The following is a 25,676-nucleotide window of genomic DNA, read 5'->3' on the forward strand; positions in this document are numbered from 1 at the left end:
GCCGGGCGCGCGGCGCCGGGGCGGAGTCCGGCGTCCGGAAGCGGCGACGGGGCGGGGCCACGGCCCGCCGGACACGGCACCGCGCCGGCGGGGCGGGGCGGACGCCGTGGGACCTGAACGGCGGGACGGACGGGACCGACGGCCCGGACCGGACGGGTGGCACGGCGACGGGCGGAGACGGATGGCGGCGGACGGCCGGGGAGGGCAGCGGGCCGCCGGGGATGGCGGCGGGCGGCGACGCCTCCCCCGCCGGACCGGGGCGTTCCGGCAGTCCGGGTGCCGCCGGACGTGCGGTCCGGGGGCGGCCGGGCGACCATGGTCTGCGTCAGCGGGCCTCGGCCCCCTGACGCACCATCCGCACCACCGGACGCCGCCCGCGCCCCAGGACTCCGGGAGAGCACCATGCGCCACACCTCCGCAGCCACCGGTGCCCGCGTCCTCCGCGCGGCGGCCGTCGCCTCATCCGGCGACAGCCTTTCTCCTGGATGACACCTTGATTTGGATTATGTCCAATGTAGGGTAAGGCGGGTACGGCCCGGTGCGGCGCTCCGGACCCCGCCCTGCCGGGACCGCCGGACCCCGAGCGCACGCGAAGACCGATCCACCGAGGAGCGAGCCTTGCCCGAGAACAACCAGAAGCCGTTGACCACGGTGGCCGGTGCGCCGGTTCCCGACAACCAGAACTCCCTCACGTCCGGCGCGCGCGGCCCCATGCTGCTGCAGGACGTGTGGTTCCTGGAGAAGCTCGCGCACTTCGACCGCGAGGTCATCCCCGAGCGCCGGATGCACGCCAAGGGCTCGGGTGCCTTCGGCACGTTCACGGTGACCCACGACATCAGCCGGTACACCAGCGCGGACATCTTCTCCGAGGTCGGCAAGCAGACCCAGCTCTTCGCCCGGTTCTCCACCGTGGCCGGCGAGCGCGGCGCCGCCGACGCCGAACGCGACATCCGCGGCTTCGCCCTGAAGTTCTACACCGACGAGGGCATCTGGGACCTCGTCGGGAACAACACCCCCGTCTTCTTCTTCCGCGACCCGCTGAAGTTCCCCGACCTCAACCACGCGGTCAAGCGCGACCCGCGCACCAACCTGCGCGACCCCGAGAACAACTGGGACTTCTGGACCAACCTCCCCGAGGCCCTGCACCAGGTCACGATCGTCATGTCGGACCGCGGCATCCCGGCCTCCTACCGGCACATGCACGGCTTCGGCTCCCACACCTACAGCCTGGTCAACGCCGAGGGCGAGCGGTTCTGGGTGAAGTTCCACCACCGCACCCAGCAGGGCATCGAGAACCTGACCGACGCCGAGGCCGAGGCCCTGGTCGGCAAGGACCGCGAGTCCCACCAGCGCGACCTGTTCGACGCGATCGAGGGCGGCGACTTCCCCCGGTGGAAGCTGTTCATCCAGGTCATGCCGGAGGCCGACGCCGAGCACTACCGCTTCCACCCCTTCGACCTCACCAAGGTCTGGTCCAAGAAGGACTACCCGCTGATCGAGGTCGGCGAGTGGGAGCTCAACCGCAACCCCGAGAACTACTTCGCCGACGTCGAGCAGGCCGCGTTCAGCCCCGCCAACGTGGTGCCGGGCATCGGCTTCTCCCCCGACCGGATGCTGCAGGGCCGCCTCTTCTCCTACGGCGACGCCCAGCGCTACCGCCTCGGGGTCAACCACCACCAGATCCCCGTCAACGCCCCGAAGAACCCGGTGAACTCCTTCCACCGCGACGGCGGCATGCGCGTCGACGGCAACCAGGGGGCCACCCCGGGCATCGAGCCCAACTCCTACGGACGCTGGCAGGAGCAGCCCCGCTACCGCGAGCCCGGCCAGGCCGTGGGTGCCGTCGCCGACCGCTTCGACTACCGCGCCGACGACGACAACTACTTCGAGCAGCCGGGCGACCTGTTCCGCCTCATGAGCCCCGAGCAGCAGAAGGCCCTGTTCGAGAACACCGCCCGCGCCATCGACGGTGCCTCGCAGGAGACCATCGAGCGCCACATCGCCAACTGCACCCAGGCCGACCCCGCCTACGGCGAGGGCGTCCGCAAGGCCATCGAGGCGCTCGCCAGCGCCTCCTAGCCGATCCGCCCCGGGTGACCGGCCCCGCCGCGCGGCGGCCGGTCCCGGCGGCGGACGGCACGGCGCCGCGGCCCCCGGAACCGCTCCAGGTCCCGGGGGCCGCGCGACGACGGACACCCTGGAGGGGCGCCCGCACCCGGCACGGCGCGGGCGCCCCATCGCACCTGGGGAACCGGGGCGCTCCGCCGCCCGACCGGATCCGAGCGAGGCAGAGGCAGCGGCAGCGGCAGCGGCAGCGGCAGCGGATGACGACGAGCACGGACGACGGCAGGAGCCCCATGGACAGCAGCGCACTCACCGCCGAGCAGACCGAGCGCGTCATCGCCCTCGCCATGGACCTGGCACGCGAGGGCAGGACCGGTGAGATCGGCGAGTTCATCGCCCACGGCCTGCCCGTCGACACCCGCGACGGCGCCGGCAACACCCTCCTCATGCTCGCCGCCTACCACGGGCACACCGCCACCGTCCACGCCCTTCTCGACCGCGGCGCCGACCCCGATCTGCTCAACGACCGCGGCCAGTCCCCCGTCGCCGGCGCCCTGTTCAAGGGGAACGACGACGTCGTGATCCTCCTCCACCGGGCCGGAGCGGACCTCGACACCGGCACGCCCACCGCGCGCGACGCCGCGGTCCTCTTCCACCGCGCCCACCTCCTCGCCCCCGACACCCGGCCCGCTCCGGGGACGGCCGCGACCGCCCCGTAGGCCGCCGCCTCCCGGCGGGGCGGCGGCACAGGCCCCGGCGGACGGAGATCCCACCGGTACCGGCCCCGCGTGGACACCGGGGCGGAGAGGGGGCGGAACCGGTGCCCGAGGCTCGTCAGCCCGCCCCGCCCGGCATCCCGCGTCCGGCCCCGGCGGGTTCCGGTCCTTCGGCGACCGGGGCGGGGGCGGCGTGGACCGTCCGTCCGCCGACCGCCCAGACGGCGAGTGCGCAGGCGGCGAAGGCCGCGCCGAGGAGACTCGTCGAGGGCCAGCCCCGGGCGGTGTAGAGCGCGGTGGCCGAGGCGGCGCCGAGCGCGGAACCCAGCGAGTAGAAGACCATGTAGCCGCCGATGACCCCGCTGACCCGGTCCGGACGCGCGGTGGTCAGCAGGTGCTGGTTGCTGACGTGGACGGCCTGGACCGCGAAGTCGAGGAGCACGATCCCGGCCGCCAGCAGCCACAGCGACCACGGCAGCCGGGCGATGGCCGCCCAGGAGGCGATCAGCAGGGCGAGGCCGAGACCGGTGACCGGCACCGCCCGCCCCGCGTCCGCCCACCGCCCCGCGCGGGCCGCGCCCAGCGCACCGGCGAGTCCCACCAGCCCGAACAGACCGATCCGGCTCTCGCCGAGCTGCCACGGCTCGTCCGCCAGCGGCAGCGACAGACCGCTCCACAGCGTCCCGAACGACGCGAAGAGGAAGAACGCGATCAGCCCGCGCACCAGGAAGAACCGCCGCGTGAACAGCGCGCCGAGGGACGCCAGGGCGTCCGCGTACCCGGCGGCGGGCCGGGCGGGCCGGACATCGGGCGGCAGGACGGCCAGGACCAGGACGGCCAGGAGGAGGGACAGCGCCGCGAGGACCCCGTAGACGCTCCGCCAGCCCCACGCCTCCGCGAGCACGCCGGTGACCACCCGCGCGCCCAGGATGCCCACCACGACGCCCGACGTCACCACGCCGATGCTCCGCCCCCGTTCACCGGGCGCCGAGACGGAGGCCGCGTAGGCCACCGCGGTCTGCACCACCACGGCGAACAGCCCCACCACCGCCAGCCCCGCGAACACCGCCCAGGCCGTGGGCGCGGCGGCCGTCAGGACGAGACCGCCCGCGGTGACCGCCAGATGAACCGCCATCAGCCGCCGCCGGTCCACCACGTCGCCGACCGGCACCAGCAGGACCAGGCCGGCCAGATAGCCGCACTGACCCGCGGCGACGATCCAGCCCGCCAGTCCGGCCGGCACCCCCAGGTCGCGCCCCATCACCCCCAGCACCGGCTGCGCGGCGTAGACGCCCGCCACCGCGACACCGCACACCACCGCGAGCAGTGACCGCCGCCATGCGTCCATCGCTCCCCCATCCCGATCAGTAGCAGAATGCAACCGATCGGACCGTACGGCATGATGGTTCCGTTCCGCAACCGAACCGGAGGTGCCATGTCATCCGCCACCCCCGGCACCGCCGACGGCGCACCCGGCGCCCCGGACGCCGGCTGGACCGATCCCGACTGCCCCGTCGCCCGCGCCCTCGACCTCGTCGGCGACCGCTGGAGCCTGCTCGTCGTCCGCGACGCGATGGACGGCGCCCGCTCCTTCACCGAGTTCCAGCGGCGCACCGGCATCGCCCGCAACATCCTCACGACCCGGCTGCGCAGGCTCACCGCGCACGGGCTGCTCGCCCGGCGCACCGCGGCGTCCGGCCGCCGCCAGGAGTACGTCCTCACCGGCGCCGGCCGCGACCTGTTCACCGTCGTCCTCGCCCTGCGCCAATGGGGTCAGCGCCACGCCTACGCCCCCGGCGAGCACCATTCCGTCCTGGTCGACGACCACGGCGCCCCCGTGCCCGACCTGACCCCGGAGGCGGCCGACGGCACCCCCCTCGGCTCCGCCACCACCCATGTGCGCAGGGAGCCCTGACGGCGCGAAAGGGCCGCGCGGCGGTCCGGACCCCGCCCCGCGACGGGATCACCGGGACTCGTGGGCGACGGCTTCCGGGCACCGGGGCCGCGCGGCCGGGACGCCTCTCCGCCGGCCCGGAGACCACCGCCGCGGGTCCGGGAACGGGTCCGGGAACGGGTCCGGCCCGTGACCGCTGACGCGGGCACGGGCCGGGAGGGGCAGCCGGTCACCGGGACCGGGCAGCGGGGGATCAGCAGCTCAGGTTGTCACCCGGCGTGGTCCCCAGGATCTCGGCGAAGCGGGTGTAGGAGGCGATCCGGCTCTCCACCTGACGGGGGTTGCCGCCGTTGCACTCCAGGGTTCCGTTGATGCTCCGGATCGTCTCACCGAAGCCGTGGCCCCCCACCATGGCCTCGTGGGCCGTCATGGTCCCCGGACCGGTCTGGGTGTTCCAGTACCACAGGGCGGTCATCCACGCGACGTCCGCGCGGCGCTCGACCATCCACGGGTCCTTCAGCAGGTCCAGACCGAGGGCCTCTCCCGCCTCCTTGTAGTTGAAGTTCCAGCTCAGCTGGATCGGACCGCGCCCGTAGTAGGCGTCACCGCCGGCCGGGCAGCCGTACTCCTTGTCCGTGTCGCAGTAGTGCGGGTAGTTCGCCTTGTTCTGCTCCACGATGTACTTCAGGCCCGCGGTCTCGTGGTTGATGTTCCCGAGGAACGCCGCCACCTCGCGCCTGCGGTCCGCGTCACTGCCCACGCCCGCGAACTCCGGGTACGCGCTCAGCGCGTCGACCAGACCCCGGTACGTGAAGAACGGGTCGCGGTTCGGGAACATCTCCTCGAACTGCGCCTCGCTCACCACGAACTCGCGGCACTCGCCCGCGTCCTTCCACACTCCGGCGGCACCGCCCGGGGTGTCGTTGTAGCTCCACCACTTCGCGGTCCAGTTACGGCCACCGTGGGACACCGTCTTGCCGCCGGTGTAGGCCTCACCCTTGCCCCACGTGTAGGCGCAGGTGGCCACGGACTCGGCACCGGGTGCCGCGGTCGCCGAAGAGGCCACCACGGTCGTCAGGCCACCCACCAGGGCAGCGACGGCAACAGGAACGAAAAAGCGTTGCTTCAGCACAGAAGCTCCTCGCTCGGTCAAAAACCGGCCAAGTGATCGTCAACGTCTTCCCACACCCAACCCGACACTCAGCAACCCCGTCAAGGTCCAGACCAATACTCAAACCCCACAAGTCACCAACACCCCACACGCACACTCCCGTCACGTCTTCACCAGAGCTGACGCTCCCTCACCAGTCCAACCGCGCCACACAAATCGGAACCTGACAGTCCGACACGCCAGGTCAGGCCCCGTGCCCCGAGGCCGCATCCCTCCGCGACCGCCACGACACCGAGGCCCCCGGCGCCCCCTCGGCTCCCCCGTCCGGCGAACCCGGGCACCGGCGGCGCAGAGCCCAGGCCCCCTCCCGGCTCCCCCGTCGGCATCACAACCGCACATTCGCACCAGCACACATGGGGCAGGGGTTCGGCGCGACACCGGCCGTCGGCCCCTCCGGGCCCGGGACGGGCACGCGACTCCTGCGGCGGGCCGCGAGAGGCGCTCGACGGAAAAGGAGGAAGCGCCGCGCAACCCGTCTCATATCAGGGGAAGTTGAGCGACATCGTCCGACATCCGCTTGGCACATGCGAAGGATCGGCCCGCGTGTTCCGGGCGGCCGGAAACCGCCCCCGTGGGAACGGCCGCACACACCGGTCGAAGGCCCTTCCGGCACGCCTCGGAACGGCTCGTTCTGCCCTCGTCCCACGGGGCGGAGAGGCCCTCGCGCGGCGGTACCGGCACGGCGGGCCGGGGGCGCACGGCCGGAGACGGTAGGCAGGAGACGGCGAGCGGCGGCGGGGGCGGGAGACCCACCGGGGGGAGACACGCCGGGGGATGTTCGGCTCGACCGAGAAAGGAGGAGCTTCAGACGGGCGACGCTGAGCGGAGGTGGCAGGTCCCTTCCCGGGGCGCCCTGGAGGGGGCCGCGCGTCGGCCCGCGCCGCGGTGCCCGGGAGCGGTCGTCACCCCGGGCACCGCCGGGTCCGTCAGCCGACGTACTTGTCCGCCGCGTGGAGCGCCTCGTCCAGGACGGCGAGTCCCTCGCGGGCCTCCTCGTCGGTGATGTTGCAGGGCGGGACGACATGGATCCGGTTGTAGTTGTACACGGGCCACATGCCGCCCTCCTTGCACGCGGCCACCACCTCGTCCACCGGGCGCGTCAGTTCGCCGCCCGCCGCGTAGGGGACGAGCATCTCGCGCGTCTCGCGGTCGCGGACCAGCTCCACCGCCCAGAAGACACCGAGTCCGCGCACCTCGCCGACCGACGGGTGGCGCTGCGCGATGGCGCGCAGACCCGGTCCGATGACGTCCCGTCCCACGCGCGCGGCGTTCTCGTTGACCCCCTCCTCGCGCATCGCGGTGATGGTGGCGACGGCGGCGGCACAGGCCAGCGGGTGCCCGGAGTAGGTGAGCCCGCCGGGGTAGGTCACGTCGCGGAAGGTCTCGTACACGGCGTCGGAGATGATCACGCCGCCGAGCGGCACGTACCCGGAGTTGACCCCCTTGGCGAAGGTGATGAGGTCGGGGGTGACGTCCCAGTGGTCCACGGCGAACCAGGCGCCGGTGCGTCCGAAGCCGGACATCACCTCGTCGGCGATGTAGAGGATGCCGTGGCGGTCGCACAGTTCACGGACGCCCTGGAGGTACCCGGGGGGCGGCACGAGGACGCCGGCGGTGCCGACGACGGTCTCCAGCACGATCGCGGCGATCGTGGCGGGGCCCTCGAAGGCGATGACCTGTTCGAGGTGGGCGAGGGCGCGTGCGCACTCCTCGGCCTCGGTGGTCGCGTGGAAGTGCGAGCGGTAGAGGTAGGGGCCGAAGAAGTGGGCGACGTTTCCGGAGGCGCTGCCGGACTGCTCGTTGGCCCAGCGGCGCGGGTCGCCGGTCAGGCTGATCGCCGTCGAGGTGCCGCCGTGGTAGGAGCGGTAGGCGGAGAGCACCTTGGGGCGGCCGGTCCGCATGCGGGCCATCCGCACCGCGTGTTCGTTGGCCTCGGCCCCGCCGTTGGTGAAGAAGACCCGGTCGAGGCCCTCGGGGGCCAGTCCGGCGATGAGCCGGGCGGCCTCGCCGCGCTTGTCGTTGGCGAAGATCGACGCGATCATGCAGATCTCGTCGGCCTGCTCCTTGATCGCCGCGACCACCCTGGGGTGCGCGTGCCCGATGTTCAGGTTGATGAACTGCGAGGAGAAGTCCAGGTAGCGCTTCCCGGAGTAGTCCCAGAAGTACCGCCCGGCGGCGCCTGCCACGGGCATCGGCCGCACGCTTCCCTGGGCGGCCCAGGAGTGGAAGAGGTGGGCCCGGTCGTCGGCGACGACGCGGGCGCCTTTCTCCGGGTCCGGTGCGGTCGCGGACGGCTGCGGGGCGGTCGGAGTGTCGGTCATCAGATCCTCGATCGGGGCCGTGGGCGGTACGGAGGGGTGGCGGGAACGGCCGGGAAGGACGGCGTTCTCCTGGTCGGTGAAGTAGTGGATGTCGGCGGTGGCCGCCTCGATCCGGGTGAGCGGCCGGACCCCGTCCGGTTCCCGGAGCAGGGCGGCCTGGCGGCGCAGCACGGCGGCGGAGAACGGCAGCCCCCCGCTGTGCCCGTAGCGGATGGCGCCGGACCGGTCCCGCCGGGGGATCACCTCGGAGCGGGCGTGGACGCTGGCGCTGAAGGGGATGTCCAGGCGGCCGGCGCGGAAGGCCGCGTCGATGCCGTCGAACAGGTCGGCCCCGGCGAGGACCGGCTCGATGATCTCGGCGACCTCGCGTTCGATCCAGTGCTGTTCCTCGGCGACCCGGTCCTCGTCGACGCGGACGAAGTCGAGGAGGTGCGAGGCGCCCAGGGCGGCGGTGCGCAGGCCGCTGGCGTTGGCCGCGGCGTCGGGGATGCCGTACGCCTCCTGCACGGTCTTGCTGATCAGCTTGGTGGCGCCGCCGAGCCGGGCGGTCAGGCCGCCGTGGAGGATGAGCAGGCCCGCGAACTCGGGAGTGGCCGGGAAGACGCCCATGAACTCGTGGAGCACCGGGTACACCTCGGCCGCTGTTCCGAGGTAGCGGCGGGCCAGGGTCCGGACGGCGCGCAGCGCGGCGATGTCCTGATGGGGTTCGCCGCCCTGCGGATAGGCGATGGAGAGGCAGCGGACGCCTTCGCGGACCGCCGCGACGCCCTCCAGCATGGTCATGGCGAGGCTGACGGACGGGGGGACGAGGACGGCGGTGAGCGTGCCGAAGAGTTCGCGGTCGATGACCACCCCGGCGGTGGCGAGGGTGCCGCACAGGGCGTCCACCTGCTGCCAGGCCCGCATCGAGCGGGCGAGGGGCACGTCCTTGGAGTACGGGAGGTTGTAGCCGATGCCGCCGCCCTCGAAGGAGGTGATTCCGGCGGCGAGGGACACGGCGAACAGGTCGCGGCCGTCGGGCGATCCGTGCCGGACCTCCAGCGGGACCCGGACGGCCCCGGCCAGTTCCCGGCCGCGCCGCCAGCCGTGCGACACCAGCGGGTAGCCGTTGAGGTCGGCCGGGTCGGCGCGGATCAGCTCGCGGGCGGTGCCGTAGTTCCGCAGCCTGGTGTGGGCGTCGATGGTGACGGAGAGGATGTCGGGTCCGGCGGGCTCCAGTTGGCGCAGCAGGGCCAGCATCTCCCGGTGTCCGCCGACGCCGCAGCGGGGCTGGACGGCGGGGCGGCCGGTGGCGTCGGCGCCGCGCAGGACGTCGACGACGCGGGGCCGCCGGGGATCCCGGAGGTGGGCGAGCACGTCGTTCCAGCCGGGCAGGTCCGCGGCGACCTCCGGGGCCAGTTCGAGTCCGTTCAGGTCAGCCATTCGGCAGTCCGGCCGTCATCGCCGCGTGGAGTCTGTCGAGGAGCAGCACGAGTTCCCCGGCGTCGCGGAGCACGTGGTCGACGCCCAGGTCGTACAGCCGCCGTTCGGCCGCGCCGTCCTTGCGGCTGCCGACCGAGATGTTGCCGCCCACCACGACGGAGCGGTTCAGCCGGCCGGCGGCGCGCAGCGCGGGCAGGGTCCTGAGGTCCTGGTGGGCGTGGCCGTTGAGGGTGCCGATCAGGACGGCCTCGGCCCGGGGATGGCGGTCCAGGGCGTCGGCGAACTCGCTCAGGGGCGTGCAGACGCCGAGGTTGACCACGGTGAATCCGTGGTCGCGCAGTTGCATGGCGATCAGCTGGTTGGCGACGGCGTGCGCGTCGCTCTCGGCGACGCCCAGGACGACGAGCCGTCCGCCCTGCCCTGAGATGGTGGTCATCGGCGCCGTGCCTCCTGGGTCCGGGTGGTCGCGGGATGGTTCCGGCCGGTGCGGGCCGGGGGCTCAGTCGTCGAAGGCCATGAACAGTTCACGGTGGTTCACCTCGGCGAGCCGGTCGGGGTGGTACTCGTCGGGGTCGGCGTCGCGCAGGGAGTCGAAGACCAGGTCGATGGCGGCGACGAGTCCCCAGACCTCGTGGTAGCCGGGCCAGCCCGGACTGCCGCGGCGGTGGTCGTCCTCCCGGCCGAAGAGGTAGTTCGCCCAGTCCTTGGTCATCGGATGCCGGTGGTGGAAGTCGTGGACGACGGTGTCACCGGTGAGGACCAGGTACCGGCTGGGGAAGTGGATCAGCAGCATCCTCGTCCACCAGCGTGTCCAGGCCGCGTAGCGGCGCAGCGGGGGCAGGCCGGGCGGCGGGGCGGCCTCTCCGATGAAGATGGCGTTGGTGAGGCCCGCGAAGTACGGCTTGCCCCGGCGGACGGTCTGGCCGGGGGCGGGGAAGGTGTGTTTGACGCACAGCCGCAGGACGTTGCTGATCTGGAAGAGGACCGTCACGGGCAGCACCCAGGCCAGCAGGACGAAGAGCCAGAGGTGGAGCCAGGTGGCGAGGGCCGCGACAGCGGCGAGGCCCGTCAGGGAGGCCAGCCGCCAGCCGGTGCTCGCGAAGGAGAAGTAGGAGCGGATCCGGGCGAGGAGGAACCTGGTGTGGAACCAGGGGGAGACGGTCTTGCCGAGGACGCGGCGCCACATCCGGCGGCGGGACATGCCGGGGCGCAGTTCCAGGCTCACCAGGATGGCCTGGACGGTGGGGTCGCGGCGGGTCATGTGGTGCAGGGCGTGGTGGTCGCCGACGTGCTCGGCGCTGTACCGCCCGAAGTCCTGTACGAGCAGCAGGGCGGCGAGGGCCCGGCCCAGGGCGGTGTCGGCGCGGCGGCGGCGCCACATGTTCTGGTGGGCGCACTGGTGGTAGATCATCATGCGCAGGTTGCGGGCCCCGTGGAGGGTCATCGCCCATCCGGGCAGCAGGAGGAGGAGCGGCCAGCCCGCGGCCCGGAGCGCGGTCCCGCTGAGGGCGAGACCGCAGGCGATGGATGTGGCGGCGTTGAGCAGGTGCCGGGTGGGGGTGTAGTGGACCGGCCGCTGGCCGGCGTGGGGGCGGCCGGTCAGCAGGGTGAGCGGCAGGGCGAACACGCGCGGCAGGGCGCGCATGGATTCGCGTACGCCGTCCGGCGCGCCGGGCTCCTCGCCGGTGCGCGTGCGCGGGTCGTTCACCTCGGTCATCGCCGCTCTCTCTCCGCTGGGCTTCGGGCTGCGCCGGGACATCTGGAACGCGTCGGCGGACGGGCGCCGTTCAACCGCGGGCGGTGGTGTCCCGGGTGGGGGCCCGCAGTGCCTCGGCCTCCATGGCGGCGGCCAGTTCGAGCAACTCGTCGAGCACGGCGTCGAGTTGTGTGGTGGTGGTCTCGGGGTTCAGCAGCATCAGCTTGAGGAAGACGCTGCTGCCGCCGCCCTCGCGGGCGATGTGGGTGCGGGCGATGAGCGCACGGCCCTCCTCCATGGTCCGGCGCCGGAGTGCCGCGTTGAAGGCGTCGGTGTCGAGTCCGCCGCCGGGGAGGTAGCGGAACAGGACGGCGGTGAGAGGCGGTTCGGTGCCGAGTTCCATCCGGGGGTCGGCCGCGATCCGGGCGGCGGCGTGCCGGGCGAGGTCGTGGCAGGTGTCCACCATGGCGCCCATGGCCCTGCTGCCGAGGGTGCGCAGGGTGACCGCGATCTTGAGGGCGTCGGCGCGCCGGGTGGTCTGCAGGTTGGTGTTCTGGAGGCCGATGTATCCGGCGCAGGTGTCGTCGTCGGCGCTGAGGCAGGTGGTGGGCTGGAGGCCGAAGGAGAGCAGGGTCTCGGCACGGCGGACCAGCAGGACGGCGGAGGAGGCGGGTGACCAGCCGAACTTGTGGAGGTCGACGGTGACCGAGTCGGCCTCGGCCAGTCCGTCGAGCATGCCGCGCAGCCGGGGGGAGAAGAGCGCTCCGGCTCCGTAGGCCGCGTCGGCGTGCAGCCAGACGTGGTGCCGCCGGGCGATCGCGGCGAGTTCCGGGAGGGGGTCGACGATGCCGAGGTCGGTGGAGCCCGCGACGGCGACGAGGGCGACGGCGATCCGGTGGCCGGGGAGTTCGGTGAGGATGCGGTCGGCCTCCTCGGGGATCATCCGGCCGTTCTTGTCCACGGGGACGGTGAGGAGGTGCTCGTCGCCCAGGCCGAGCAGGCGGACGGCGCGTTCGATGGAGAAGTGCACGCCCTCCGGGCAGAGCACGACGGGCTGGGCCGCCAGGGGGCGCAGTCCGCCGGCGAAGGGGTGGGCGCCGGTCCTCTCCCCCAGGGTGGTGTCGCGGGCCATGGTCATCGCCATGAGGTTGGAGACGCTGCCGCCGGGGGTGAGCGCGCCGCCGGCCTCCGCCGGGTCGTAGCCCACGAGTTCGGCCAGCCGGGCGATGAGCCAGCGGTCCAGTTCGAGGGCGAAGGGGCCGCTCTCCCAGGCGTGCAGGGACTGGTTGAGGACGGCGGCGACCAGTTCGGCGGTGGCGGCGACGTCGGTGGGCGGGGGCTGCATCCTGGCCAGCGCGGCGGGGTGGGTGATGTCCACCGCCCATTCGGCGTACGGGCGGATCAGCTCCGCGAGGACGGTGGCGGGGTCGCCGCCCTCCTCGGGGAGCAGCGGGCCGGTGAGCGCGCGGTCCGCCGCGGCCCGGGCGCCCGCCGGCCCGCCGGGTGCGACGGGGCCGACGCGGGCGGCGGAGACCTCCTGGAGGATGTCCAGGGCGCTGTTCACCAGATTCCGCACGCTCTCCAGTCCGGCGGGGGTTCCGGCGGGCTGGTAGAGGGAGCCGGGCTCGTTCGTGGTCACGCGTGACCTCCTACGTGGTGGGGCGGGCGACGACGGTGACGGGCGGTGCGGGGAGCCGGGCGCGGTGGTGGCCGGGCGCCCTATTCGGGGGAGTCGGTCCTCGTTCCGGCGGCCGCGGCGGCGGGTTCGGGGAGTGGGGCGGCGGGGAAGTCCCTCAGTCCGGGCACGGGTGAGAGGAGCACCCACAGCAGGGCGAGCAGGAAGCCGCCCGCCGTGGCGAACAGCGTGGTCCGCAGCCCGATGGCGTCACCCAGGTATCCGCCGATCAGCGCGCCCAGGGGCAGCGGTCCCCAGGCGATGAAGCGGCACCCGGCGTTGACCCGGCCGAGCAGATGGGCCGGTGTGATCACCTGGCGCAGGCTCACCACGTGGATGGTGGACATGGTCGAGCCGATGCCGCAGCAGGCGAAGGCGGTGATGTACAGGGTGTACGACAGGGGGCCGGTGCCGGGCGCGAGGGGGATGAGGACGGGTGCGGCGCAGCACAGGACCAACTCCACGACGACCGCCCGCCCGAGGCCCAGCCGCTGCTTGAGCCGGCTCGCGCCGACCGCGCCGATCAGGGATCCGACCGCGCCGACGCCGAGGACGAGGCCGATGGTGGCCGGGCCCATGCCCAGTTCCCGGGCCGCGTAGAGGACGAACACCGTCTGGAGGGACATCCAGCAGAGGTTGTAGGTCCCGGCCTCCAGGGCGATGGCCCTGATGTACCGGTCGTGGAGGACCGTCCGCAGTCCCTCCGCGATGCTGCGGCCGGTGCTGACGCGCTGTTCGGGAGCGGCCGGGGCGGGCTCGGGCCGGCGGATCGCGAGCAGTCCGGTGACGGAGACGACGTAGCTGAACGCGTTGGCCAGCAGCGCGATCGGGGCGGTGAGCCAGCCGACCAGGAGTCCGGCCAGCCCGGGTCCGCCGATCTGGGCGAGGGAACTGGTGGCCTGGAGCTTGCTGTTGCCCTCCACCAGTTGCTCGCGTCTGATCAGGGAGGGGAGGTAGGACTGGTAGGCGACGTCGAAGAGCACGGTGAGGACACCGATCAGCAGGGCCGCGGCGTAGAGGTACCCGATGCTCAGCACGTCCAGCACCGCGCACAGCGGCACGCTGCCGACCAACACGGCGCGCCCGGTGTTGCTCCAGATCATCAGCGGCAGCCGACGGCGCCGGTCGACCCAGACGCCGATGAAGAGCGTGACTCCCAGGAACGGGGCGAAGCTGGCCGCGTTCAGCAGCCCGAGCTGGGTGGAGGACGCCTCGAACTGGTAGACGGCCGCGAGGGGCAGGGCCAACTGTGTGACCTGGGCGCCCATTTGGGAGACGGCCTCGCCGGACCAGAGTTTGAGGAACTCCGCGTCGCGCCACAGGCCGCCGAAGTGCCGGGGTCCGGTGTCCTTCGTGCGGGTCATGTCGCGGTCCCGGCGGCGGATCCCGTCCCGGTGGCGTCGGGGGTGTGGTAGCAGCAGCCGATCTGCGCCCCGTTGGACATGCTGACGATGCCGACCCGGGGGTCGGGGGTGCCGCGCACCAGCATGCCCGCGTAGGACCCGCCGACCATCAGGACCCCGTAGGCGACGACCATCCGCTCGAAGCCGGCGCCGTCGTCGGCGACGAACCGCTCGGCGACGGGCAGGACGCGTTCCTGGACCACGTAGGGGCCGTCCACGGCGGCCCGGATGTGGCCCTCCCACTCCTCCTGGCCGACGGACCAGCCGGGGATGACGCCCACTCCGCCGTAGAGCAGGGTGGGCTTGAGGGCGAGCCGGTCCTTGTTCTCCCGGACGTGGGGCAGGAGGTCGATGTCCTTGCCGTCGCGCCGCACGGTCTCGTCGCGCAGGAAGCGGGTCCACGGCAGGATGCGGTCGATCAGGGCGTGCTCGTCGGCGGTGAAGGCGTCGCGGTGGCGTTCGTCGCTGAGCATCGCGAGACTGCCCTTGTTGCCGTACAGCTCGCAGTCGAGGCCGGCGAACAGGAAGGTGTGGCCCCGGCCGACGGCGTCCAGGAGCGGGTCGACCAGATCGTGGCTGCGCTGCTCGTCGGCCATCTCTCCGGGCAGGAAGATCCGGTAGACCACGTCGACCTTGCGGCCGTGGATGTACGGCACTCCGTCGCGGTAGTCGAACTCGGCGAGGCTGCACACCACCGTGTCGAATCCGTGCCGCAGCCAGTCGGGCACCACGAAGTCGAGCCAGGGCTTGGTGTGGTCGTAGCCGTCGGGCCACTCGGTGAGGGCCAGGACCGGGCGGGCCGGGAGGACGAACCCGGCGTCGGCCGCCTCGGCGCGCAGCACGTCCGCGATCCGTCCGATCGGGTCCGGGTGGACCAGTCCCTCGGCGTCGGCGAAGTCCCGGAACGCCTTGTTGCGGTCGGCCGGACGGGAGAACTCGCCCATCTGCCAGCCGCCGAGCGAGCTGCCGGTGTTCAGCTCCATCAGCTTGAAGCCACCGGGCTCGCGGTACATGTCGGCCCGGGACATCGCGGGCATGCGGCGTCCGGCGCCGCGCGTCACCAGCTCGATCTGGGTGGGGGTCATGCCGACCGCCTCGGCGAACGCCTGCCGGTCCCCGCCGAAGAGGCGGTCGGGGATGGTGGTGAGCAGGGCGAACAGTCCGTTGAGGTCGGCCTCCAGCCGCAGCCGGTCGGCGGTCGCCAGGAACACCGGCCGGTTGAGGGCCCTGCCGCCGCCCGCTCCGTAGCTGTTCCAGTCGTTGCGCAGCTCGGGCACCACCATGTTCTCCAGACCGTTCTCCGGAGCGAGGTAGCGGCGGGTGACCGGGTTCTCCATCAGGGCCCCCAGACCGTCCAGCGGGGACCCGGCGAGCACCGGGACGATCTCCGCCTCGGCCCGGTCCAGGGCCTCGGTGCAGGCGGCGGCGTCGTCGGCGACGGCGATCACCGCGGCGGTGCGGGGGGTGAGGGCGCGCGGGGGCAGCAGCAGTTCGTCGCCGGGGCCGGCGAGCACGACGACCTCGGCCACTCCCGGCACCTCGGCCGCGCGGCCCAGTTCCAGGCGCTCCAGTACGCCGTCGTGCGGCGGGTAGAGGAAGCGGACCTCGGCCCACCGGTCGTGGGCGGGGGTGAGCGCGGGGTGCGAGCCGCCGGCCAGGGCGGCGCCGGCCAGGGGCAGGTCGATCCCGGTGGCCAGTGCGCCGAGGCGGGGGATGAGGTCGCCGCCGAGGCGGCCGTTCAGCTCGATCAGGCGGCAGCCCGAGGGGGTCAGCCGGATCTCGGTGTGGGTGAGGCCCAGGTCGATGCCGAGCGCCCGGTGCGCGGATCCGACCAGTTCCTCGACCTCCGCCGCCCACGGCTCGTGGCGCCAGGGGCCGACCAGGTGGCCGACCTCCTCGAAGGAGGGGTCGAAGCCGAGGCGCTTGCGCGCGACGAACACGGGCCGGGCCTCGCCGTCGACGACGCAGCAGTCGACACTGATCTCGGGACCTCGGAGGTACTCCTCGACCAGTACCCCGGTCTCGGCGCGGAGGCCGGGGAAGGTCGTCCCGGCGACCGCCGTGTAGGCGTCCCGGAGGGCGTCTGCGTCGCGCACGACCGTGACGCCCATGCTGCCCGCCAGGGAGCGCGGCTTGAGCACCACCGGGTAGCCGATGTCGGCGGCGGCGGCCGACGCCTCCTCGGCGGAGTGCGCCAGCCGGTGCCGCACGCCGGGCAGCCCGGCCAGGTCCAGCAGGCGGCGGGTCGTGTACTTGTCCCGGCACGCGGCGGCGGCCCCCGACGACAGATGGCGCAGGCCCAGCCCCTCGGCCACCTCGGCGGTCGCGATCAGCGACAGTTCGTCCCAGGTGAACAGCCCGGTGCCGGCGGGCACCTCGGTGAGCAGTTCCTCGACCGCCGCGCGCAGCGCCACGGGGTCGGTGGTGTCGGCCGTCCGGTACGCGGAGACGTACGGCTTCTCCCAGGTGATGCCCTGCGAGGTCACCAGAGCGATCTCGTACTCCTGGGCCAGGGAGGCCATGGCGAACTCCCGGTAGGCCTTCAACCGGCTCCCCACCACTATGAGATGGCTCTTGGGATCACGCATCGGTCGCTCGCATTTCATCGTCGGTGTGGTGCTCGGCGCGGCAGGGGCTCGCAGTGGACGGCGAACTCCCCCGCGGTCTTCTTGACGGCCGCCTCCACCTCGTGGCTGGAGGCGCCGCGGAACCGGAAGCGGGCGGCGACGTGCTCGTAGCCGCCGGTCCGGGGGATGACGGTGCCCGGCCGGGGCACCACGTGGGCGTAGGGGCCGGTGCCGGGTCCGGGGCCGTCCGGCGGGCGGGTGACGCCGACGACCCGGCAGGGGGTCTCGACGGGCACCGGCAGCAGCAGCCATCCTGCGGTGGCGTCCGGCCGGGTGGGGGGCGGGGCGGGGAGGGCCGGGGCGCGGCCCAGTTGGATCCGCGCGGCGGCGGCCATCAGGTCGATTCCGTGGACCTCCCGCCAGACGAAGGGGATCTCCCCTCCGCCCACCCTGGCCCCGGCCTCCAGGAAGGTGAGCCGCGGCGGCCCGTCCCCGCCGGGGCCCACGAATGCCTCCAGGTGGAAGACCCAGGGCCGGCCCCCGCCCAGGGCACCGGCCACCGCGGCGGTGAAGCCGGCCAGGGGTGCGCGGAGTTCGGCGTCGTCGACCTCGACGGAGCCGAGGAAGGTGCCGTCGGTGAAGTCCCGGCAGTTGTTGACGTAGCGGGACGCCCGCCAGGGGCCGAGGCGGGTGCCGGTCCACAGGCCGTCGATGTGGAAGACCGGGTCGGCGACGAACGTCTGGACGATGCGGGGCTCGGCGGGTTCCGTGTCGAACGCCCCGCGGGCGTCCAGGTCGGCCGGGCCCCGCAGGACGGTCACCCCGCGGCTGGCGGTGCCCCGGCGCGGTTTGACCACGACGGGCCATCCGTGGGTTCCGGCGAACTCCCGTACGGCGTCGCGGCTGCCGACGTCGGCGTAGCGGGGGACGGGGATGCCCGCCCGGTCCACGAGGGCGACCATCGTGAGCTTGTCCCGGAACCGCTCCAGTTCGGCGGTGGTCTGTCCGGGCAGGCCGAGTTCGGTCCGCAGTCCGGCGGCGGTGTCCAGGTCGCCCTCGTTCAGGGCCAGCAGGCGCCGCACCGGGCCGAACCGGGCGGCCAGACCGGCCACGGCGGCCCGGACCTCGGCCGGCGAGTCGGTGGCGGCGACCTCGGCGACGGCGGCCGCGCCGGGCGGTACGGAGGCGCGGCCCAGCCGCGTCGTCACATAGCTGACCCGGTGGGCGTCGTGGTCGAGGTAGTCGGCGTAGAGGGCGTGCCGGTCCCGCCAGCGGTGCAGCACGACGGTGTGCCCGGGGGGCGGCGTCATCGCGTCGGCTCCGTTCTCGGCTCCGCCAGCCGGGCGTTGGCGACCATGATCTGTCCCAGGGCGATCCCGCCGTCGTTGGTGGGCACCTGCTGCTGGCAGTGGGTGTCGAATCCGGCGCGGCGGAGTTCCACCAGGCAGTTGACGAGCAGGAACTCGTTGAGGAAGACGCCGCCGGACAGGACCACCTGGCGGGTGGCCGGTCCGTCCCCCTCGTCGCGCACCGCGCGGCAGCGTGCGACCACCATGTCGACGACGCCGGAGTGGAACCGGCGGCTGACGGTGGCGGTGCCCACGCCGGCCGCCAGGTCGTCGGCCATGGCCCGCACCACGGGGCGCGGGTCGATCTCGGTGGTCCCCGCGAGGGTGTCCTGGCCGAACCGGTAGCGCTCCCCCGGCGCGGCCATCGTCAGGTCCCGTTCGAGGAGCCCCTCCAGTTCGATGGGGCCCTGTGCCTCGTACTCGGCGTGGGTGGTGATGTCCAGCAGTGCCGCCACCGCGTCGAAGAGCCGGCCCATGCTGGAGGCCGGCGGGGCGTTGACGCCGCGCCGCACCATGGTGGTGAAGACGTGCCGCTGCTGGTCGTCGAGGGTCTCCAGCACGGGGAAGGCCGCGGCGGCCGCTCCGGGGTCGCCGAAGGTGTCCAGCGCCAGGGCGAAGCCGGTCCGGACGGGTTCCCGCACCGCGCGGTCGCCGCCGAGCAGCGGCACGGTGCGCAGGTGGGCGACGCGCCGTGCCTCGCGGTAGGTGCCGAGCAGGAACTCGCCGCCCCAGGTGGTGCCGTCCTCGCCGTATCCGGCTCCGTCGAATACCACGCCGAGCGTGGTGCCGGAGAGCCGGTTCTCCGCCATGCAGGAGGCCATGTGCGCGTGGTGGTGCTGCACCTGGACGACGTCCTCGAACTCCGCGCCCTGTGCCCCGAGGGCGAGGCGGGTGGCCCGGAACTGCGGATGGAGGTCCACCGCGGCGTGCCGGGGGGTCAGTTCGTGGAGGGCGGCGAGGTGCCGGGCCGTCTGCTGGTGGGATTCCCAGGTCTCGTCGTTCTTGAGGTCGCCGATGTGCTGGCTGAGGTAGACGCGGGTGCCGCTGGAGAGCGCCACGGTGGTCTTCAGCTCCGCACCGTAGGCGACCAGCGGGGCCAGTTCGGTACCGACCTCGACCGGGTAGGGGGCGTATCCGCGCGATCGGCGCAGGAAGCTCACCACGGGCCGGTCGAGTCCGGGGTGGGTCGAGTGCCGCACCAGTGAGTCGTCGACCCGGGTCTCGATGTCCCGGTCGTTGTGGAGCACCAGGTCGGCGACGGCGAAGAGGTGCTCCAGCGCCTCCTCGTTGCGGTAGGCGATCGGGTAGCCGGAGATGTTGCCGCTGGTCATGACGAGGGCGCTCAGTCCCTCGCTGTCCACCAGCAGGTGGTGCTGGGGGGCGGAGGGGAGCATGACGCCGAGGTTGGGGTTGCGCGGGGCGATGGCCTCCGGGAGCCCTCCGGGCCGCTTGCGCACCAGGACGATGGGGCGGGACGACGATCCGAGCAGATCGGCCTCGGCGGTGCTGAACTCGGCGAATCCGGCGACGGTGTCCAGGTCGCGCGCCATCACCGCGAACGGCTTGGAGTCCCGCCGCTTGCCCGCCCTGAGCCTGTCGATGGCCTCCGCGTTGCGCGCGTCGACGGCCAGGTGGAAGCCGCCGACGCTCTTGACGGCGACGATGCGCCCCGCCGCGAGTGCCCGGACGGTGGCGTCGAGGGCGTCCTCTCCCTCGCGCAGGTTGCCGTGGGCGTCGGCGAGCAGCAGTCGGGGCCCGCAGTCGCGGCAGGCGTTGGGCTGGGCGTGGTAGCGGCGGTCCAGCGGATCGGTGTACTCCCCGGCGCAGTCGGGGCACATGGTGAAGGCCGCCATGGTCGTCTGCGCCCGGTCGTAGGGCAGCGCCTTCACGATCGAGTAACGCGGCCCGCAGTTGGTGCAGTTGATGAACGGGTAGCGGTAGCGGCGGTCGGCCGGGTCGCGGAGTTCGGCGAGGCAGTCCGCGCAGACGTGGCCGTCGGCGGGGACGATGGTGCTCCGGCTGCCGGTGTGCACGCTCTCCCGGATGGCGAAGCCCCCGGGTCCGTGCTCCGGCGGCAGTTCGCGGACGGTCACCGAGGTGACGCGGGCCTGCGGGGGTGCCTGTCCGGTGAGCCGGGCGGTGAAGTCGTCGAGCACACCGGGCGGTCCGGTGACATCGATCAGCACGCCTTCGGGGTCGTTGAGGACCCATCCGGTCAACTGGAGTGCGAGGGCGGTCTTGTAGACGAAGGGCCGGTATCCGACGCCCTGGACGACGCCGCTGACGCGAATGCTCCGGCGGCTCGCGGGAGGTGTCTGCTCCATGGTCATGGGCGGGGTCAGCAGAGCCGGGGGAGTTCGGCGCCCCGGAGTTCCTCGACCACGGTGTCGCGGCCGTCCTCGTCCCGCAGGAGCACCTGGGCCTCCGGCCGGTCGGTGACCTCGCCGATGGTCACCGCGCCCGTACCGTAGCGGTGCGAGCGGAGGGAGTCGAGCACGGCCTGCTCGGCCGACGGGTCGACGAAGAGGCAGACGCAGCCCTCGTTGGCGGAGTGGATCGGGTTGATCCCGAGCATGTCCATCGCCATGACGGTCTCGAACTGGACGGGCAGGGCCCGCTGTTCCATCCGGATGGTGTGCCCGGTCGCCTCCGCGTACTCCTGGAGCACGGCGGCCAGTCCGCCCCGGGTGACGTCGCGCACCGAGTGCACGTCGCCCTCCCCCACGGCGGCGAACAACTGGTCGAGCATGCCGTTGACCGGCGCGCAGTCGCTGAGCACGCGCTGCTCGAAGCCCAGGCCCTCGCGGATCGAGAGCAGGTGCACGGTGTGGTTGCCGATCGGGCCGCTGAGGACGACCCGGTCGCCGGGCCTGACGTTCGTCATGCGCAGGGGCGTCCGCTCGAACACCCCGACCCCGGCGGTGTTGAGGTAGATCTGGTCCGCCTCGCCCTTGCGCACCACCTTGGTGTCGCCGCACACGATCCGGACTCCGGCCTCGCGGGCGGTCTCCCGTATCGAGGTGAGGACCCGTAAGAGGCGCGCGATCGGCAGTCCGGTCTCCAGGATCATGCCGAGGGTCAGGTAGAGGGGCCTGGAGCCGACCACGGCGAGGTCGTTGACCGTGCCGCAGACGGCGATTTTCCCGATGTCGCCGTTGCCGAAGAACGGCGGGTCGACGACGAAGGAGTCGGTGGTCATCGCGATCCGCCCGCCGGTGATGGGCAGCATCGCGCTGTCCTCCATCTCCCCGATGTAGACGTCGCCGAGGGTCTCCACGATGAGGGAGAGCAGCTCGTGGCTGAGCTGGGTCCCGCTTCCGTGGTCGAGGACTACTTCGCCGAGGCCGGCTGCCGTGCTGCTCATCCGATATCCCTTCGGGGCGTGCGGATCGTGGGGGTGCGGGCCGGGGTGCCGGAGGGGCTACGGCAGGATCTTGACGACCTTGCGGGGCAGCTCGCCCCCGGTGTCGAGGGTCTCCAGGATCTCGGCGGAGTCGGCGACGGTCGCGCAGTACCCGCGCAGCCATTCGAGGGAGCGGTCGCGGGCCTCGGGGTCACCGGAGACCACGCAGTCGGAGGGGACCCAGATGTTGTAGCCGCGGAAGAAGGCGTCGGCGGCGGTGGTCTGGACGCAGATCTGCGTCTGCAGTCCGGTGACCAGCACGGTGTCGACGCCCGCCGCCTGGAGCAGCCCGTGCAGTTCGGTCTCGTAGAAGCCGCTGTCCTTGGTCTTCTCCACGACGACGTCGGACGGGGCGGTGAAGTCGTGCAGGATGGCCCCGCCGGCGCTGCCGCGCTGGAGGGGAAGGGTGCCGTCGGGGGCGCGCTCCACGTTGGGGTCGTCCGGCAGGTTCACCAGTTGCAGGTGGTAGACGCCGTGCCCGCGCTGGCGCATCTCGCCGAGGAACTTCACGAAGCGCGGCTGCGCCTCGGCCATGGCGGCGGTGCGCTCGGGGGTCTTGTGGACGACATCGGCCTGCAGGTCGTTCGTGAGTACGGCGATCTTGCCCATGGTGATTCATCCTCGAGGTCTTCGAAGCCCAGTGGGGTCAGCGGTGCGTGGCGGCACACGGGCAGCCGGATCGAAGGTGCCTGAATGCGTGGAGTGTTGCGGTGGGACGGGTGTGTTCACGCCGACGGTTTCGGACCGGGTCCGGGCACCACGGACTCTGCTGGAGAAGGACAGCCTCCGCGGCACGTGCCGTGGATTTCTGTTGCGCGGCCCGAGGCGGAGCGTCGGAATTCCTCAGAGCGGTGAGACCTTCGCACAGCCGTGAACAGCACGTCAAGATCTTCACATCGTGGAGAATATGTGACCTGAATGCACGCGTAGAACGCGAGGCTTTCGGCCACGCGGAGCCCCCAACTTCCTTCACCAGGACGGCCGTTCGACGGCTCTTCGCTCGGGCGGGGGCGGGGTCCGCACCGGCCCGGCGGTCCCGGACGCGGGTTCCGCCGGGGCCGTCGCGACGAAGGGCCCGGGAGGGCGCCTCGGGCGCGGGAGACTCCGCGACGGAACTCCACCGCGGGACTCCCGGACGGGGGCACTTCACCCCCACTCCCCCCACGTGGTTAAATGGTATTACCATACGGAGGAGTTCAGTCATGCCGCACCCCGGGATCCTCATCATCGGAGCCAGCCAGGCGGGCGCCCAAGTCGCCGCCTCGTTGCGCGAGGGCGGGAGCACCGCCCCCGTGACCCTCGTCGGAGCGGAGCCGCGCCTCCCCTACCAGCGGCCGCCCCTGTCGAAGGCGTTCCTCGCGGGCGGGGCCACCGAGGAGAGCCTGCTGCTCCGCTCCCCCGACTACTACCGCGACCACGCCATCGACGTGGTGACCGGCGAGTGGGTCACCGACATCGCGCTCGACGCCGACGGCGCGGGCACCGCGACCACCCGCTCCGGCCGGTCCTTCGGCTTCGGGCGGCTCGCGCTCACCACGGGCGGCACACCACGACGGCTCACGGTCCCGGGCGCCGGCCTGGACGGCGTGCTCCACCTCCGGGACATCGACGACGCGCTGCGCCTGCGGGGCGCGCTCGACTCCGCGCGCGACGTCGTCGTGGTCGGCGGCGGCTTCATCGGGCTGGAGGCCGCGGCCGTCGCGCGCGCCCTGGGCAAGGAGGTCGTCGTCGTCGAGGCGCTCGACCGGCTGCTCGCCCGCGCCGTCGCCCCCGTGACCTCGGACTTCTACCGCGCCGCGCACGAGCGCCGGGGTGCCAGGGTGCTCCTCGACCGCGGCGTCGTCGGCTTCGAGGGCGACGGGAGACGGGTCACCTCCGTGGCCCTGTCCGACGGCAGCAGCGTCCCCGCCGACCTCGTCCTGGTCGGCATCGGCCTGGTCCCCCACACCGAACTGGCCGAGCGGCTCGGCCTCCGCGTCGAGGCGGGCATCGTGGTCGACGCCTGCGGGCGCACCAGCGATCCGCGGGTCGTGGCCGCGGGCGACTGCACCAGTCTGGACACCGGGGACGGCCGGGTGGTCCGGATCGAGTCGGTGGGCAACGCCATCGCCCAGGCCCGCGTCGCGGCGGGCACCCTCGCCGGATCGCCCGCGCCGCTGGCCGCGGTGCCGTGGTTCTGGTCCGACCAGGCCGACCTCAAGCTCCAGATAGCGGGACTGGGCACCGGTCACGACACGGTCGTGGTGCGCGGCGACGCGGCCTCGGAGAGCTTCTCCGTCCTCTACTTCCGCGAGGGCGGGATCATCGCGGTGGACGCCGTCAACGCGCCCCGCGACTACATGGTCGTCAAGAAGGTCCTGGAAACCGGCGGCTCACTGCCGCTGGACCGGGTCGGCGACACCGGCACCGCGCTCAGGGACCTGATGGTCCGGGGCGCCTGACGCCGACGGGGCGGGCCGGCCCGGTCACACGGGTCCGGGCCCGCCCCGTCCGGGCTCCGCCCCGTACCGAACCCCCGGCGCCCCGCCCGGATCCGTCGCCCCACAGCCCCGAGAGGCGCCCGGCCGGATCGTTCCGGCCGGGCGCCTCTCCAGGTCTCCGGGGCGGGCCCCGGTGCTCCGCACGCCGCGAGGGCCCGTCGGGTCCGCCGTACGGGCGGCACGTCGGCGCCGCCGCGGCCGGCCTCCGGGACACGGCTCAGGACCGCGCCCGCGGGCGGAGGTAGTCGCGGATGCTCTCGGCGTTGAGCACGACCTCCGGGTCGTACTCCGGGGCGTCCTCGAGCTGCTCCAGATCGTTCAGGCCCGAGTGCTTGAAGATCCGGTTGATCGCCGAGATCAGGCGCGCGGGGCGCTCCGGGTCGGCGTTGAAGTGCTGGTGGATCGTGTTCGGCGGCACGTAGATCACGTCGCCCGCCTCCCACTCGAAGCGCTGCACCTTCTCCTGCGGCTTCCAGTGGTACGTGTCGGTGATCTCGACGTCGCAGTCCTGGTGCAGGTCGTACCCGCGCCCCTCCACGACGTACAGGCACTCCTCGGCGAGGTGGCGGTGCTTACCCGACCTGCTCCCCGGCGGGATGATCTGCATGTAGGCGTCGACCGTCTCCATGCGGGTGTTCATGTCGTCGTTCAGCAGGTGCTTCAGCAGCCCCTGGCGGGACATCTCCCACGGCATGTCCTCCGGGTGCAGCACCTTGCGCCGCCCGGCGTTGCGCTCGGGCGCCGCCTCGGCGTCCTCGAGCAGCTTCCGGTAGAGCGGTGCCTCCTCGTCGCCCGCGATCCAGACTCCGGCCTCGTCCCATGCCATCTCAGTAGCCCCCTTCCGGGTGGTTGAAGTCGTCCTCTTCCTCGCGGACCTCGTAGCCGACGCCCTCGGGGGTGGGCTCGAGCTGCCTCGGCTCCACCTGCTTCTGGAAGAGCATGTTCATGAAGAGGTACATCGGCTTGGTCTTGAGGACGAGCGCCCGCGCGGGCTTGTCGGCCGAGGCGTTGAAGTGCTGGTGCACACAGTTGTTGTGCACGATCGCGACGTCGCCGGCCTTCCAGTCGTACCGGATCTCGTCGTGGATCTCGTAGCCGACACCGTCGAGGATGTAGAACGCGGCCTCGTTCACATGGCCGTGCTTCTGGGACTTGCCGCCCGGCCCGTACTCCTCCAGGTGCAGGTGGAAGAGCTGGCTGATGCCGTCCTTCGGCTCGACGTAGTGGCGGCTGTACGCCTGCGGGCCGTCCACGAACTTGATCTCGGAGGCCTTGCGGACGCGGGGCATCGACCGGAGCCGGGCCAGCTCCGCGTCAAGGTTGTACTCGCCCTGGATGCCGCGCACGAAGACGCGGTCCTTCTTGCTGTGGTAGAGCCCGGCGAGACGCGCGTCCTCCGCGCTCCCGTCCTCGTGCTCATGCCCGTGTTCATGCTCGTGCTCGTGCCCATGGGCAGCAAACGCGTCGTCAGTCACTCGTTGCTCCTTGGCTTAATGGTCTTACCAGCGCGAGGTT

At 72.7% G+C, this 25,676-nt stretch carries 18 protein-coding genes and 1 pseudogene; 4 read left to right on the forward strand and 15 right to left on the reverse strand.

The window, feature by feature from the left end:
- Positions 1-618 precede the first annotated feature (618 nt).
- Both ACZ7LB_RS25645 and ACZ7LB_RS25650 read left to right on the forward strand, forming a co-directional pair.
- Entirely contained in the window at positions 619-2,079 is a 1,461-nt protein-coding gene (locus ACZ7LB_RS25645) for a catalase (RefSeq protein WP_471471545.1), read from the forward strand.
- A 278-nt stretch (positions 2,080-2,357) separates the two neighbouring features.
- Entirely contained in the window at positions 2,358-2,783 is a 426-nt protein-coding gene (locus tag ACZ7LB_RS25650; RefSeq protein ID WP_471471546.1) for an ankyrin repeat domain-containing protein, read from the forward strand.
- Positions 2,784-2,898: 115 nt separating this feature from the next.
- Here ACZ7LB_RS25650 and ACZ7LB_RS25655 read toward each other — a convergent pair whose 3' ends face one another.
- A complete protein-coding gene (locus tag ACZ7LB_RS25655; RefSeq protein WP_471471548.1) occupies positions 2,899-4,128 on the reverse strand; it encodes an MFS transporter in 1,230 nt (409 codons plus the stop codon).
- Between the two features lie 87 nt (positions 4,129-4,215).
- Between ACZ7LB_RS25655 and ACZ7LB_RS25660 the strand changes: the two genes are divergently transcribed.
- A complete protein-coding gene (locus ACZ7LB_RS25660) occupies positions 4,216-4,695 on the forward strand; it encodes a winged helix-turn-helix transcriptional regulator (RefSeq protein WP_471471550.1) in 480 nt (159 codons plus the stop codon).
- Between the two features lie 232 nt (positions 4,696-4,927).
- On the opposite strand, the gene ACZ7LB_RS25665 is transcribed toward ACZ7LB_RS25660, so the two are convergent.
- The 12 genes and pseudogenes from ACZ7LB_RS25665 to ACZ7LB_RS25720 all read right to left on the reverse strand — a co-directional run bounded on the left by ACZ7LB_RS25665 (position 4,928) and on the right by ACZ7LB_RS25720 (position 22,290).
- Positions 4,928-5,806, reverse strand: coding sequence for a glycoside hydrolase family 19 protein (locus ACZ7LB_RS25665; protein WP_471471552.1), 879 nt, complete (start codon positions 5,804-5,806; stop codon positions 4,928-4,930).
- A gap of 965 nt (positions 5,807-6,771) precedes the next feature.
- Positions 6,772-8,166 carry an aminotransferase class III-fold pyridoxal phosphate-dependent enzyme gene (locus tag ACZ7LB_RS25670; RefSeq protein WP_471471630.1) on the reverse strand — a complete coding sequence of 465 codons (1,395 nt, stop codon included), beginning with the start codon at positions 8,164-8,166 and terminating at the stop codon, positions 6,772-6,774.
- A gap of 168 nt (positions 8,167-8,334) precedes the next feature.
- Positions 8,335-9,588: pseudogene (locus tag ACZ7LB_RS25675) on the reverse strand (methylaspartate mutase); the annotation flags it as partial.
- On the reverse strand, positions 9,581-10,024 hold the full coding sequence (locus ACZ7LB_RS25680; RefSeq protein WP_471471554.1) for a cobalamin-dependent protein: 444 nt from the start codon (positions 10,022-10,024) through the stop codon (positions 9,581-9,583). The gene ACZ7LB_RS25680 and the pseudogene ACZ7LB_RS25675, both read right to left, overlap by 8 nt.
- Positions 10,025-10,087: 63 nt before the next feature.
- Complete coding sequence (locus ACZ7LB_RS25685; RefSeq protein WP_471471556.1) at positions 10,088-11,305, reverse strand: fatty acid desaturase; 1,218 nt, start codon at positions 11,303-11,305, stop codon at positions 10,088-10,090.
- Between the two features lie 70 nt (positions 11,306-11,375).
- A complete protein-coding gene (locus ACZ7LB_RS25690; RefSeq protein WP_471471558.1) occupies positions 11,376-12,923 on the reverse strand; it encodes a pyridoxal phosphate-dependent decarboxylase family protein in 1,548 nt (515 codons plus the stop codon).
- 80 nt (positions 12,924-13,003) lie between these two features.
- Positions 13,004-14,323, reverse strand: a complete 1,320-nt coding sequence (locus ACZ7LB_RS25695; RefSeq protein ID WP_471471559.1) for an MFS transporter — start codon at positions 14,321-14,323, stop codon at positions 13,004-13,006.
- Positions 14,320-16,950, reverse strand: a complete 2,631-nt coding sequence (locus ACZ7LB_RS25700) for an ATP-grasp domain-containing protein (protein ID WP_471471561.1) — start codon at positions 16,948-16,950, stop codon at positions 14,320-14,322. Before ACZ7LB_RS25700 ends, ACZ7LB_RS25695 begins: the two co-directional genes overlap by 4 nt.
- 14 nt (positions 16,951-16,964) lie before the next feature.
- Complete coding sequence (locus ACZ7LB_RS25705; RefSeq protein ID WP_471471563.1) at positions 16,965-18,239, reverse strand: ATP-grasp domain-containing protein; 1,275 nt, start codon at positions 18,237-18,239, stop codon at positions 16,965-16,967.
- The gene (gene hypF / locus ACZ7LB_RS25710) at positions 18,236-20,608 is read right to left on the reverse strand and encodes a carbamoyltransferase HypF (RefSeq protein WP_471471565.1); all 2,373 of its coding nucleotides are present in this window, start codon (positions 20,606-20,608) and stop codon (positions 18,236-18,238) included. The genes ACZ7LB_RS25705 and hypF overlap by 4 nt, the downstream gene beginning before the upstream one ends.
- Positions 20,609-20,616: 8 nt before the next feature.
- Positions 20,617-21,642 (reverse strand): hydrogenase expression/formation protein HypE, encoded by a 1,026-nt coding sequence (hypE, locus tag ACZ7LB_RS25715; protein ID WP_471471567.1) that lies wholly within the window; start codon positions 21,640-21,642, stop codon positions 20,617-20,619.
- Between the two features lie 57 nt (positions 21,643-21,699).
- Positions 21,700-22,290, reverse strand: a complete 591-nt coding sequence (locus ACZ7LB_RS25720) for a cysteine hydrolase family protein (RefSeq protein ID WP_471471569.1) — start codon at positions 22,288-22,290, stop codon at positions 21,700-21,702.
- 593 nt (positions 22,291-22,883) lie between these two features.
- Here ACZ7LB_RS25720 and ACZ7LB_RS25725 point away from each other — a divergent pair.
- The gene (locus tag ACZ7LB_RS25725) at positions 22,884-24,122 is read left to right on the forward strand and encodes an NAD(P)/FAD-dependent oxidoreductase (protein ID WP_471471570.1); all 1,239 of its coding nucleotides are present in this window, start codon (positions 22,884-22,886) and stop codon (positions 24,120-24,122) included.
- Between the two features lie 256 nt (positions 24,123-24,378).
- On the opposite strand, the gene ACZ7LB_RS25730 is transcribed toward ACZ7LB_RS25725, so the two are convergent.
- Both ACZ7LB_RS25730 and ACZ7LB_RS25735 read right to left on the reverse strand, forming a co-directional pair.
- The gene (locus ACZ7LB_RS25730) at positions 24,379-24,987 is read right to left on the reverse strand and encodes a cupin domain-containing protein (protein ID WP_471471572.1); all 609 of its coding nucleotides are present in this window, start codon (positions 24,985-24,987) and stop codon (positions 24,379-24,381) included.
- Between the two features lies 1 nt (position 24,988).
- Positions 24,989-25,636: a cupin domain-containing protein gene (locus ACZ7LB_RS25735; protein ID WP_471471574.1), complete on the reverse strand. Its 648-nt coding sequence runs from the start codon at positions 25,634-25,636 to the stop codon at positions 24,989-24,991.
- Positions 25,637-25,676 lie beyond the last annotated feature (40 nt).

It is taken from the genome of Streptomyces sp. NPDC107521, assembly GCF_055598485.1.

Bases quoted from the DNA above. Each gene is read 5' to 3' on its own strand.
- ACZ7LB_RS25650 (WP_471471546.1), top strand. From the start codon at position 2,358: ATGGACAGCAGCGCACTCACCGCCGAGCAGACCGAGCGCGTCATCGCC.
- ACZ7LB_RS25655 (WP_471471548.1), bottom strand. From the start codon at position 4,128: ATGGACGCATGGCGGCGGTCACTGCTCGCGGTGGTGTGCGGTGTCGCG.
- ACZ7LB_RS25660 (WP_471471550.1), top strand. From the start codon at position 4,216: ATGTCATCCGCCACCCCCGGCACCGCCGACGGCGCACCCGGCGCCCCG.
- ACZ7LB_RS25670 (WP_471471630.1), bottom strand. From the start codon at position 8,166: ATGACCGACACTCCGACCGCCCCGCAGCCGTCCGCGACCGCACCGGAC.
- ACZ7LB_RS25680 (WP_471471554.1), bottom strand. From the start codon at position 10,024: ATGACCACCATCTCAGGGCAGGGCGGACGGCTCGTCGTCCTGGGCGTC.
- ACZ7LB_RS25685 (WP_471471556.1), bottom strand. From the start codon at position 11,305: ATGACCGAGGTGAACGACCCGCGCACGCGCACCGGCGAGGAGCCCGGC.
- ACZ7LB_RS25695 (WP_471471559.1), bottom strand. From the start codon at position 14,323: ATGACCCGCACGAAGGACACCGGACCCCGGCACTTCGGCGGCCTGTGG.
- ACZ7LB_RS25700 (WP_471471561.1), bottom strand. From the start codon at position 16,950: ATGCGTGATCCCAAGAGCCATCTCATAGTGGTGGGGAGCCGGTTGAAG.
- ACZ7LB_RS25705 (WP_471471563.1), bottom strand. From the start codon at position 18,239: ATGACGCCGCCCCCCGGGCACACCGTCGTGCTGCACCGCTGGCGGGAC.
- hypF (WP_471471565.1), bottom strand. From the start codon at position 20,608: ATGACCATGGAGCAGACACCTCCCGCGAGCCGCCGGAGCATTCGCGTC.
- hypE (WP_471471567.1), bottom strand. From the start codon at position 21,642: ATGAGCAGCACGGCAGCCGGCCTCGGCGAAGTAGTCCTCGACCACGGA.
- ACZ7LB_RS25720 (WP_471471569.1), bottom strand. From the start codon at position 22,290: ATGGGCAAGATCGCCGTACTCACGAACGACCTGCAGGCCGATGTCGTC.
- ACZ7LB_RS25725 (WP_471471570.1), top strand. From the start codon at position 22,884: ATGCCGCACCCCGGGATCCTCATCATCGGAGCCAGCCAGGCGGGCGCC.
- ACZ7LB_RS25730 (WP_471471572.1), bottom strand. From the start codon at position 24,987: ATGGCATGGGACGAGGCCGGAGTCTGGATCGCGGGCGACGAGGAGGCA.